The sequence below is a fragment of the Streptomyces aureus genome (genome assembly GCF_001418135.1).
GTDB lineage: Bacteria > Actinomycetota > Actinomycetes > Streptomycetales > Streptomycetaceae > Streptomyces > Streptomyces aureus_A.
This window is the reverse complement of record NZ_LIPQ01000122.1, coordinates 1-10,760: the sequence shown is the minus strand read 5'-3', so window position 1 is coordinate 10,760 and position 10,760 is coordinate 1. Positions and strand designations below refer to the sequence as shown.

The 10,760-nt window shown below is 73.8% G+C and carries 11 protein-coding genes and 1 pseudogene; 5 read left to right on the top strand and 7 right to left on the bottom strand.

All coding sequences use genetic code 11. The annotated features are described in order from the left end of the window. Positions 1 to 218: 218 nt before the first annotated feature. From AOK00_RS12595 to AOK00_RS12585, 3 genes are all read right to left on the bottom strand, one after another. Positions 219 to 1,040 carry a maleylpyruvate isomerase family mycothiol-dependent enzyme gene (locus AOK00_RS12595; RefSeq protein ID WP_254047347.1) on the bottom strand — a complete coding sequence of 274 codons (822 nt, stop codon included), beginning with the start codon at positions 1,038 to 1,040 and terminating at the stop codon, positions 219 to 221. Positions 1,041 to 1,210: 170 nt separating this feature from the next. Then, a complete protein-coding gene (lysA, locus tag AOK00_RS12590; protein ID WP_055600405.1) occupies positions 1,211 to 2,560 on the bottom strand; it encodes a diaminopimelate decarboxylase in 1,350 nt (449 codons plus the stop codon). A gap of 14 nt (positions 2,561 to 2,574) precedes the next feature. Then, a complete protein-coding gene (locus AOK00_RS12585; RefSeq protein WP_055600404.1) occupies positions 2,575 to 2,925 on the bottom strand; it encodes an SAV_915 family protein in 351 nt (116 codons plus the stop codon). Positions 2,926 to 3,274: 349 nt separating this feature from the next. Here AOK00_RS12585 and AOK00_RS12580 point away from each other — a divergent pair. The 3 genes and pseudogenes from AOK00_RS12580 to AOK00_RS12570 all read left to right on the top strand — a co-directional run. Further along, positions 3,275 to 3,754 (top strand): annotated as a pseudogene (locus AOK00_RS12580) (GlxA family transcriptional regulator); the annotation flags it as partial. Positions 3,755 to 3,960: 206 nt separating this feature from the next. Then, positions 3,961 to 4,656 carry a type 1 glutamine amidotransferase domain-containing protein gene (locus tag AOK00_RS12575; RefSeq protein ID WP_055600403.1) on the top strand — a complete coding sequence of 232 codons (696 nt, stop codon included), beginning with the start codon at positions 3,961 to 3,963 and terminating at the stop codon, positions 4,654 to 4,656. Between the two features lie 110 nt (positions 4,657 to 4,766). Beyond that, entirely contained in the window at positions 4,767 to 5,735 is a 969-nt protein-coding gene (locus tag AOK00_RS12570; RefSeq protein ID WP_079041969.1) for a LysR family transcriptional regulator, read from the top strand. A gap of 60 nt (positions 5,736 to 5,795) precedes the next feature. Here AOK00_RS12570 and AOK00_RS12565 read toward each other — a convergent pair whose 3' ends face one another. Continuing rightward, entirely contained in the window at positions 5,796 to 7,847 is a 2,052-nt protein-coding gene (locus AOK00_RS12565; RefSeq protein ID WP_079041968.1) for a heavy metal translocating P-type ATPase, read from the bottom strand. A 96-nt stretch (positions 7,848 to 7,943) separates the two neighbouring features. On the opposite strand from AOK00_RS12565, the gene AOK00_RS12560 reads away from it, so the two are divergent. Continuing rightward, positions 7,944 to 8,312: an ArsR/SmtB family transcription factor gene (locus AOK00_RS12560; protein WP_055600402.1), complete on the top strand. Its 369-nt coding sequence runs from the start codon at positions 7,944 to 7,946 to the stop codon at positions 8,310 to 8,312. A gap of 108 nt (positions 8,313 to 8,420) precedes the next feature. Here AOK00_RS12560 and AOK00_RS12555 read toward each other — a convergent pair whose 3' ends face one another. Beyond that, positions 8,421 to 8,786: a DUF1801 domain-containing protein gene (locus AOK00_RS12555; protein WP_055600401.1), complete on the bottom strand. Its 366-nt coding sequence runs from the start codon at positions 8,784 to 8,786 to the stop codon at positions 8,421 to 8,423. Positions 8,787 to 8,907: 121 nt separating this feature from the next. Between AOK00_RS12555 and AOK00_RS12550 the strand changes: the two genes are divergently transcribed. Further along, complete coding sequence (locus AOK00_RS12550; protein ID WP_055600400.1) at positions 8,908 to 9,708, top strand: sulfite exporter TauE/SafE family protein; 801 nt, start codon at positions 8,908 to 8,910, stop codon at positions 9,706 to 9,708. Positions 9,709 to 9,874: 166 nt separating this feature from the next. On the opposite strand, the gene AOK00_RS12545 is transcribed toward AOK00_RS12550, so the two are convergent. After that, positions 9,875 to 10,078, bottom strand: coding sequence for a cold-shock protein (locus AOK00_RS12545; protein WP_030213732.1), 204 nt, complete (start codon positions 10,076 to 10,078; stop codon positions 9,875 to 9,877). Between the two features lie 211 nt (positions 10,079 to 10,289). After that, positions 10,290 to 10,760, bottom strand: a 471-nt coding sequence (locus AOK00_RS12540; protein ID WP_173861552.1) for a 2-phosphosulfolactate phosphatase, incomplete at its 5' end; no start/stop codon positions are given.

The following is a 10,760-nucleotide window of genomic DNA, read 5'->3' as shown; positions in this document are numbered from 1 at the left end:
GGATCCATCGGCGCGCGCCGAGCGGCACGCCGCGACCGGCGGCCGTCACGGAGCCCGAACACCCCCGCACGCTCGGTGTCCGGTCAGCCGGGTGCGTGGGCGGTGAGGAACGCCGTACCCGCGTACAGGGGACCGCCGTAGCCCGCGTACGGCGGAAGGGCCGGGGCGGCGGCCGGCCCGGAGGTCTGCCGGAGGACCGCGGACGGCGGCCCTGACGCCTATGGGGCCCTGAAGAGGCGCGGGAAGCGCGGGGCCAGCCACGGCCTGCGGCCCCAGCCGAGGGCCTTGCCGCGGGCGATCACGGGCCAGGGGTCGATACGGCCCAGGCCGAGGAGGAGGAAGGCGACCGGCTCGGTGAGGATGGTGCAGTCCGGGCGGGCGGGCGGCTCGTGGGTGGTCTCGACGGCGCCGTCCGTGACGAGGACGCCGAGGCTCGGGCCGCTCCGGAGCCGTACCGCGAAGCGGGCCGTCAGGCCGTCGACGGCGGCCGGGTCGGTGACCCGGGGCATCGCCTCGATCATGAACGGCAGCGTGAGGTCGACCCGCCGCGCGTCCAGCATGTGGGGACGGCCGACGGCGCGGGCCAGGTCGTAGCCGTGGCCGAGCATGTGCGTCAGCAGGTACGAGCCGAGGACGGCCGGGCGCATGGCGCCGAGCGGGGTGGAGAGGAGCTCCTCCGGATCGCAGTCCTCCACGGAGCCGAGGAAGGCCTCGGCCCGGGCGGTGATCATCTCGGCGAGTGGACCGGGTGCCCGCTCCTCGAATCCGGCGAGCGCGCGTTCGTTGGCGTCGGCCAGGCTCCCCGGGGTGCCGTCGCCGTAGGGACGCTCGTGTCCGGCGGCCAGGTCGGCCATGAGCGCGTTGGCCTGCGCCAGGTGGGCGGCGGCCTCCCCGAGGGTCCAGGTGGACCGGGGTACGGGCAGTCCTGAGCCGCCTCCGCCGGGCGCGGCGCGCAGCACCGTGGCGATGTCCTCGGCCGTGCCCCGTATCGCCTCCGCGAGCCCTTCGGGCAGCACTCCGACCGCACCCACTCGTCCCACCGTCACTCCGTACCCCTCCCGACCCGGCGGCCCCACCTGGGGCACCGGTTGGTCAGGGACCGTACCAGTGAGTAGGTCCATCGGCACCGGTCGTGTCAGCCGTACGTCAAGGCGCCCGTGGGCCGGCCGTACCCGGACGGCCGGCCCACGGCACCCCCTCCCCGCGCGGGCTACAGACCGACGTCGCGGGCCCTGAGGTCCTCCAGCGTCTCCCTGCGCACCAGGAGTCGCGCGCGGCCGTCGAGCACGGCGACCACCGGCGGGCGGCCCACCAGGTTGTACGAGGAGGCCATCGAGAGGTGGTACGCACCGGCCACGGGTACCGCGAGGAGGTCGCCCGGGTGTGTGTCGGCGGGCAGCGACACGTCCTCGGCCAGGATGTCTCCGGCCTCGCAGTGGCGGCCGACGACCGTCACGCTCTCGCTGTCGGCCGGTGAGTGACGGCCGATCAGACGCGGGGCGTAGCGCACCCCGTACAGCGCGGGTCGCGGGTTGTCGCTCATCCCGCCGTCCACCGCCACGAAGGTCCGTCCGGGCGTGCGCTTGACCGCGAGGATCCGGTAGACGGCGACTCCGGCCGGCCCGGAGACCGCACGGCCCGGCTCGATGACGAGGCGCGGGACGCGGAGGCCGGCGGCCGCGCAGCTCCCGGCCAGTTCGGCGCGGACCCCGCGTGCGAGCGCGGTGACGTCGAGGGCGGGATCGCCGGGGCGGTACGCGATGCCGTGGCCACCACCGAGGTCGAGCTCCGGCAGGGTGACCCCATGGGTGTCACGCACCCTGGCCATCAGACCGACGAGCCGCCGTACGGCCACGAGATACGGCTTGACGTCCGTGATCTGTGAACCCAGGTGGCAGTGGACGCCGGTGAGTTCGAGCTGTGGCTGGTCGAGGATCCGGGCGATCGCGTGCTGGGCGTGGCCGTCCCGGAGCGAGAGGCCGAACTTCTGGTCGTCGGAGCCCGTCCGGATCTTCTCGTGGCCGCCCGCGCTGATCCCGGGCGTCACACGGACCATGACCTTCTGACGGCCTCCGGGCCCGACCGCGGCGGCGATGCGCGCGATCTCGGCGGGGGTGTCGATGACGATCCGGCCCACGCCGAGGCGCAGTGCGGTGCCCAGGTCCCGCGGCGACTTGGCGTTGCCGTGGAGGAGGATCCGGTCGGCCGGGAAGCCGGTGGTGACGGCGAGCTCCAACTCACCGGCGGAGCACACGTCCAGGCCGAGTCCCTCCTCCTCCACCCAGCGGGCGAGGGCACGGCACAGAAAGGCCTTGGCGGCGTAGTGGATCTCGGCGTCGGGGAAGGCGTTGCGGTAGGTGCGGCAGCGTTCGCGTACCTCGTTCTCGTCCAGGACGTACACGGGCGTGCCGTGGCTCTCGGCGATCTCGGTGAGGGACACGCCACCGACGAGGAGGCCGCCGTGGGGCGACTCGGCGGTGGACGCGGGCCAGACGGCGAGCGGGTCGGCGCCGGGGGCTGTTGCGGCCGCGGCGCCGGGCCGGGTGTCGAGCGTGGTCATCTCCGGGTCTCCCGTCAGCTCGCGAGCGCGGTCAGGGGCCGCCGCCGCGGCTCGGGCAGGGGTACGGAGGTGGTGGCGGGCCGCGGAGCCGTCAGCACCGGATCGATCCTCAGCTCGCGGACGTCCAGCGGCTCGGCCAGTGCCCGCAGCGCGGGTTCCGACAGCAGGATCCAGGGCTGGTCGGCGCCCAGAACGGCCCTCAGCAGCCCCGGGTCGGTGAACGCGACGGCGGCCCTGCCGCCGACCGGCGTGCGGAACAGACGCATCACGAAGCCAGAGCCGCCCGGCCGGACGGGCACGCAGAGGCGTCCGGCCGGGAACGGTTCCCCAGGCTCCGGGTCGTCTCCGTACAGGGCGTCTGCCATGGGTTCCTCCCGAGGAGCGAGACACGGTCCCCGGCACGGTCGCGCCGGGGTGTCTTCGACGCTATGCCCGGTGATCACCGGTCCCGGGTCCGCCCTGACGCGCCCCTGACGCGCGGGGGCCGCATGCATACACCTCGCTGACGTGCGTGCGTCCCTTCGGGCGCTCCGGCCCCACGGCCGACGCCCGCCGCCGCCCGGGCACGCCGCCGCTCCCGAGCCCGTGGACTCACGGCCCCGTGGACTCACGGGCCCGGAGACTCACGAGCCCGGGGGCAGCCCGGTCCGGAGGCAGCCCTATGCGGAGACCGACCGGCCCGGGGACCGGCACACCGCACGGCTCACTCCACGCCTGCATCTCGTGCGGAAGGACCACGGCAGCGCCGTCGCCAACCATGTGGCGCGGCTGTGCGTGGTCCCGCCGTGGCGGGACGGCGGGCAGGCCCAGTACATCGAGCAGCCCGTGCCCGAGGCCACGGCGAGCGGGACCTCGGCGACCCGCCAGTGGGCGCTCGAGAACCTGCGGGAGCCGCTCCCGCTGGGCCGGCTCGCCGATCACGCGCGGATGAGCATGCGGACCTTCGCGCGCCGGTTCGTCGAGGAGGTCGGGACGAGCCCGGGGCGCTGGCTGATCCAGCAGCGGGTGGCCCGGGCCCGGCACCTGCTCGAGTCGACCGATCTGCCCGTGGACGACATCGCGGCGGAGGTCGGCTTCGCCACCGGGACCTCACTGCGCCAGCACCTGCATGCCGCCATCGGGGTCACTCCGCTCGCCTATCGGCGTACCTTCCGCGGCACGGTGCCGACGGAGGCCGAGGCGGCGAACGTCTGAGCCTTTGCGCAGGCCAGGGGCATGGGCGTATTCCCGTGGAGCCATCGGAGTTCCCATGGCAGCCATTGGATTCCGCATTGGAAAGGTCACCGGGACGGGGCTACGTTCGAGGACATCGCCACACCGGCGGCCCGCCCTGGGGCGCCGGGTGGGCGATCACCGCTCTTCGGGCCGGAACCCGGCCCGTACCTCCCGGGAGAACCCTCATGCCCAAGATCCTTTTCGTGTTGACCGGCACCGACTTCTGGACCCTGGCCGACGGTACGAAGCACCCGACCGGCTTCTGGGCCGAGGAGGCGGCCGCGCCGTACGAGGCGTTCACGGCCGCCGGGTACGAGGTCGTCGTCGCCACCCCCGGCGGTGTCGTCCCGACCGTCGACAAGAGCAGCCTCGCGCCGGAGTTCAACGGCGGGCAGGAGGGTGCGGACAAGGTCGCCGCCGTCGTCGACTCGCTCACCGAGCTCCGGCACCCGCTCCGCCTCGAGGACGTGGACCTGGCCGACTACGCGGCCGTCTTCTACCCGGGCGGCCACGGCCCCATGGAGGACCTCGCGGTCGACGCGACCTCGGGCCGGCTGCTGATCGACGCTCTGGACTCCGGCAAGCCGCTGGCCGTCGTCTGCCACGGCCCGGCCGCGCTGCTCGCCGCCACGAAGGACGACGGCACCAACGCCTTCGCCGGCTACAAGGTCGCCGCGTTCACCAACGACGAGGAGGCCCAGTCCGGTTTCGCCGACAAGGCGAAGTGGCTCCTGGAAACCCGCCTGGCCGAGGCCGGCGTCGACGTCCAGGTCGGCGAGCCGTGGGCGCCGAAGGTCGTGGTCGACCGCAACCTCATCACCGGCCAGAACCCGGCCTCGTCCGCCCCGCTCGCGGAGCGGGTCCTGAAGGAACTGGGCTGATACGACACCCCGGCGGCCCCCGCGGCCCAAGCGGGCCCCCGGCGGCCTGACGCCCCGCACCCCTCTGGGTGCGGGGCGTCCCGTCATAGGGATCCCAGTAGGCTTTCCGTGTGAGGCATGCGAATTCTGATGGAAGGGACGGCGTCGCCCGCACCGGCACGGCGCCTCCCGGCGGCAGCACGGGACCGGCGGACCTGAATCTGCTGCGTACCTTCCTGGCGGTCTACCGCTCCGGCTCGTTCACCGCGGCCGCAGGGCTCCTGGGTCTTTCGCAGCCCACGGTGACGACCCAGATCCGCTCCCTGGAGCGACAGACGGGCCGCGAGCTGTTCGAGCGGCTGCCGCGCGGGGTCGCCCCGACCGCGGTCGCCCACGACCTCGCGGCCCGCGTCGCCGCTCCCCTCGACGCGCTCGCCGCCGCGACCGGCCATGACACCGAACCCCACGAGCGGGCCGCCCCCGTACACCTGGCGGGCCCCGCCGAACTGCTCTGCACCCGTGCCCTGCCGGCCCTGGCGCCCCTCGCCGCCGAAGGGGTTCGGCTCCGGATCACACCGGGCCTCACCGAACCGCTCCTCGACGAACTCCGTTCGGGTCGACACGACTTGGTGATCTCGACCTTCCGTCCACGGGGGCGCGCGCTGACCTCCGTACCTCTGATGGACGAGGAGTTCGTACTCGTCGCCTCCCCCGCGTGGGCCGATCACGTCGGCGAGCGGTTGGCGAGCGAGGGCCCGGCGGCGCTGCACACCGTCCCGCTGATCAGCTACGCCGAGGACCTGCCGATAGCCCGTCGCTACTGGCGCCACGTCTTCGGCAGCAGGCTCTCCCGCACCGCCGCCGTCACCGTCCCCGACCTGCGCGGCGTCCTCGCGGCGGCCACCGCGGGGGCGGGCTTCACGGTCCTGCCCCGCTACCTCTGCGGGGCCGAACTGGCCTCGGGCGCCCTCGTGCCGCTGCACCACCCGGACGACCCGGCCATCAACACCGCTTACCTCGCCCAACGCCCCGGCCGCCCCGCCAACCCCGACGTCATCCGCGTCCGGGACCTCCTGATCGAGGCCGGACGCACCTGGTGAGGCCGCGTCAGAACCCGGTCGGACGCTCCTGACCGGGCGGGGCGGATCGCGTACGACCGCTCAGGAAGCGGTCCCGGCGGACCCGGTCCCGGTGGACGCGGTATCGGTGGCCGTCGTCCCGGCTGTCGACGCCGCCGCCGCAGTCGCTGCCGCACGCCGCCAGGCGGCCTCGCGGAGAAGGCGCAGGCCGTTGAGGCCGACCAGGACCGTGGAGCCCTCGTGGCCGAGGACGCCCAGGGGCAGCGGCAGGGTGCCCACGAGGTCCCAGAGCACCAGGCCGGTGATGAACACACCCGCGATGACGAGGTTCTGCACGACCAGACGGCGGGCGCGGCGGGAGAGCACGACGACCGTGGGGACGGTGCCGAGTTCGTCGCGGACGATCACCGCGTCCGCCGTCTCCAGGGCGAGGTCGGAGCCGGCGCGCCCCATGGCGATGCCGGTGTGGGCGGCGGCGAGTGCCGGTGCGTCGTTGACACCGTCCCCGATCACCAGGACCTTGTGTCCGGCCCTCTCCCGTTCCTGGACGGCGGCGACCTTGCCCTGGGGCAGGAGTCCGGCGCGCACGTCGATGATGCCGACGTCGGCGGCGAGGCGGGCGGCGGCGCGCGGATTGTCCCCGGTGAGCAGTGTCGGCGCGGTGCCGGTCAGCCCGGTGAGGGCGGCGACGGTGGCGGCGGCGTCCGGGCGCAGCCGGTCCGCGATGCCGAGGACGCCGACGGGCACGCCGTCGACCTTGACCAGGACGGCGGTGTGTCCGTCCGCCTCCAGTTCGGCCGCGAGGCCCGCGGCCGCGGTGGCCGCGCGGGCGTCCTGGGCCCCGTACGGGAGCCGGGCGGGGGCGCCGACCTCGACCCTGTGGCCGCCGACGGTGGCGGTGACGCCGATGCCGGGGGTGGAGGCAAAGTCCTCGGCGGGCAGGAGCTGATGGCCACGGGCGTGGGCGGCGAGGACGACCGCGCGGGCCAGCGGGTGTTCGCTGGGATGCTCGGCGGCCGCCGCGAGGGCGAGCAGCCGGTCCTCGTCCGCGGCGTGCTCGCCGGGAACGGGGCGGACGGCCGTGACGCGTGGGGTCCCCTCGGTCAGCGTGCCCGTCTTGTCGAGGGCCACGGCGTCGACCTGCCCGAGCCGCTCCATGACGACGGCGGACTTCACGAGGACGCCGTGCCGGCCGGCGTTGGCGAGCGCGGAGAGCAGCGGCGGCATGGTGGCGAGCACCACGGCGCACGGCGAGGCGACGATCATGAAGGTCATCGCGCGCAGCAGGGCGTCGGCCGGCCCGGCGCCGAACGCGAGCGGTACGAGGAACACCGCGAGGGTGGCCACGACCATGCCGAGCGAGTACCGCTGTTCGATCTTCTCGATGAAGAGCTGCGTCGGGGCCTTGGTCTCGGAGGCCTCCTCGACCAGCCGTACGATCCGGGCGATCACCGAATCAGAGGCGTCCCGCTCGACCTCGACGCGGAGCGCGCCGGTGCCGTTGACGGTGCCGGCGAAGACCTCGTCGCCGTGCTCCTTGACCACCGGCAGCGGTTCTCCCGTGATGGTGGCCTGGTCCACCTCGCTCGCCCCCTCCAGGACCCGGCCGTCGGCCCCGATCCGCTCCCCCGGGCGGATCACGACGACGTCCCCGACCACGAGGTCGGCGGTGGCGACCGTCTCCTCGGCACCGTCGTCGCGGAGCCGGGTCGCAGTGGCGGGGGCGAGGTCGAGCAGCCCGCGCACCGAGTCGGCGGTACGGGTGGTGGCCACCGCCTCCAGGGCTCCGGAGGTCGCGAAGATGACGATCAGGAGCGCTCCGTCGAGGACCTGTCCGATGGCGGCGGCGCCGAGGGCGGCGACCACCATGAGCAGGTCGACGTCCAGGGTCTTGTCCTTGAGGGCTTTGAGGCCCTCCCATGCCGGTTCCCAGCCGCCGGTGAGGTAGGTGGCGGCGAAGAGCGGCCCCCACGTCCACGCCGGAGCACCGAGCAGGTCGAGGGGAAGCCCGACGAGGAAGAGCACCAGGGCGGCCAGTGCCCAGCGGGCCTCCGGCAGTGCGAGGACGCGGGTGCGGCGTACGGCCGGGGGTCCGACCGGGGGCCGTGCGGGCTTGGTCAGGGTGGAGGCCATGACAGAGGGAGTCCTTCACGGGAGGCGTCGTACGCCATCACCGTACAGGAACACTTGAACATCCATTCATGTATTCGTTTCCGTAGGATGGCACCCATGGGCCACGGAGTGAACGCACCGGACAGCAGCGCGGCACCGCGCACCCGTCTGACCCCCGAGAACGCCCAGCAGGTCGCCACCACCCTCCAGGCGCTTTCCACCCCGTCGCGGCTGCTGATCCTGGCCCGCCTGCGCGAAGGGCCGTGCGCGGCGACCGAACTGGCGGCGGCCGTGGGCATGGAACAGTCCGCCTGCTCCCACCAGTTGCGCCTGCTGCGCAACCTCGGCCTCGTCACCGGCACCCGCGAGGGCCGCTCCGTCGTCTACGCGCTCCACGACGACCACGTCGCGGGCCTTCTCGACCAGGCGCTCTACCACGTGGAGCACCTCCGCCTCGGCATGACCGACGCGGCGGCGGCGCGCTGACGATCAGCGCAGGAATGGGCCCCACGCCTGCCGCACGGCGAGGGACTCCAGCCGGCCCGAACGGGCCCGAGCGCTTCAGCCGGTCGGCGAGGCCGGGATCGGGGGCGGTCAGCGCATCGTGCCGGGGCCGACGGCGGTGGCCCTCAGGAGGTCACGCACCAGGTCGAAGTCGATCCGCTCGGGCGTCCGGAACCGCAGGCACCCCTTGCCCATGTCCTGCGCCGCGAGCCGCTCCGCGAAGGCGTCACGGACGTCGCCGCGCATCAGGTAGAAGGAGATGTACTGCTTCTGGCTGGCGAAGGCGATCTCGGCACCGCCGTCCCGCTCGTACACCGGCATGCCGTACGCCATCGACTCCGTGTAGCCGACCAGTTCGTCCCGGCACAGCTCCCGCAGCCGCCGCAGCGCCTCCTGCCGGGCAGCGGGCACCTCGGCCAGGTATCCGTCGACGTCTTCAGCGTTGCTCTGGACCATACGACGAGCCTACCGACGCACATCGGTACATGAACATCACATTGCCGTCGAGCCCCTGGCCGACCGGCCTGCGGACACGGTCCGGTACTGTCCGGGCGGCGACGGAGGAACGGGGAGCCCGGTGGACTGGACGGTGTGGACGGGCCTGGTCGCCGGGCTGCTGATCGCGGTGGTGACCGCGCCGGCCGGCGTGTCCGGGGCGGTGTTCCTGCTTCCGGTCCATCTGAGCGTCTTCGGCGTACCGAACCCGGCGGTCACTCCGACGAACCTCCTGTACAACGTGGTGGCCGGGCCCGGCGCCCTGTGGCGCTACCGCCGCTCCGGCATGCTGCGCGGCCCTCTGGCCCGGCGCCTGATCGCCGGCACCCTGCCGGGAGTCGTCCTCGGCGCCGCGATCCGCGTCTACGCCCTCCCGGGCCCGGGAGTCTTCCAGCTGCTGGTCGCGGTCCTCCTGCTGCCTCTCGGACTCTGGCTGTGCGCCCGCACGCTCGCCCCCGCACGCCGCACCCCGGCCGCCGCCGTCCCGCCGACGGAACCGCGCCCGGCCGTGCTCACCGCGCTGGCCGTGGCGGTGGGGGTGTTCGGCGGGATCTACGGCATCGGCGGCGGCTCGCTGCTCGGGCCGATCCTGGCCGCCCGCGGCCTGCCCATGAGCCGGGTGGCACCGGCCGCGCTCGCCGCCACGTTCGCGACGTCCCTCGTCGGTGCGGCCGCGTTCATGGTGCTGTCCCTGACCGGCTCGGGTGACGTCGCCCCCGACTGGTGGCTCGGCCTGGCGTGCGGCCTCGGCGGACTGGTCGGCGGCTATCTCGGCGCCCGCCTCCAGCCCCGCATGCCCGAGAGGGCCCTGCGCCTGCTGCTCGGCGTGCTCGCCGCCGCGATCGGCGCCTTCTACGCCGCACGGACCATCGGATCCTTCTGAGGGCACGGGGGCCGACGAGAGCCGGCCCGCCCGCGAGGTACGACGTCGGCCGCCCGTCGTCGATACGGGTGTCACGACACCCCGACGGCGCCCGCACGAGGTGCGGGCGCCGTCGACAGCGGGTCGCCGTCAGGGGGAGAGAAGCTCGCCGGAGCGCGCCGGGGGCTCAGCCCCGGACGATGTTCTCCGCCTGCGGACCCTTCTGGCCCTGGGTGATGTCGAACGTCACGGCCTCGCCCTCGGTCAGCTCGCGGTACCCGTTGCCCGAGATGTTGGAGTAGTGGGCGAAGACGTCCGGTCCGCCGCCGTCCTGGGCGATGAAGCCGAAGCCCTTCTCGGAGTTGAACCACTTCACGGTGCCGCTGGCCATGCTCGTCCTTCTGGTCAGTCCAGCGACGGTCCGGGGTGGGACCGTCGCGGCGCCCTTCCACGGGCGCCACTCCGGTCTTCCCCCGCCACGTCCCCACCTACACCCGCCGATCCGATCTTCTTACATCGAACGGGTGGCAGGCGTTGCCTCACCACCACCCGAGCCGGTGCCGCGATCAGGGCCGGTCGGCGCAAGGAGACGACGTCGGCGATCAGATCGCGGCTGTGCCGGTGGGCGACAGCACGTGATGAGGGCGGAGGACCATGAGCTCGTCCTCCAGGGTCGCCACCATGGCGAAGGGGAAGCGGTCGAGTTCAAGGCAGAGGGCGACGTCGTCGGGGTGGGCTCCTTGGCGCACGCCCTCCTTGAGCTCGGTGGCGGCGCGCGACGCGGCGGCGCGACGGAGGAACTCGGCTGCGTCCGTCGCGGTCCCGGTCGCCCTCCGGGCGATGTACCGCGCGCACGCCAGGTCCTCGTCCGCCCGGCCGTCCTCGCCGGTGACCACGAACGTGACAGTGCCGCGGTCGCGCGACCGCAGGATCCGGGCCGTGGCCTCCGCCACCACGAAGCCGGCGCACAGCACCAGCGACGCCTCCTTGACCGCGAGGGCACCGACCGTACCGGCCGTGGTCTTCTGCACCACGGTCCGTCCGCCGAGGTCGACGGACCGTGGTGCAGAAGA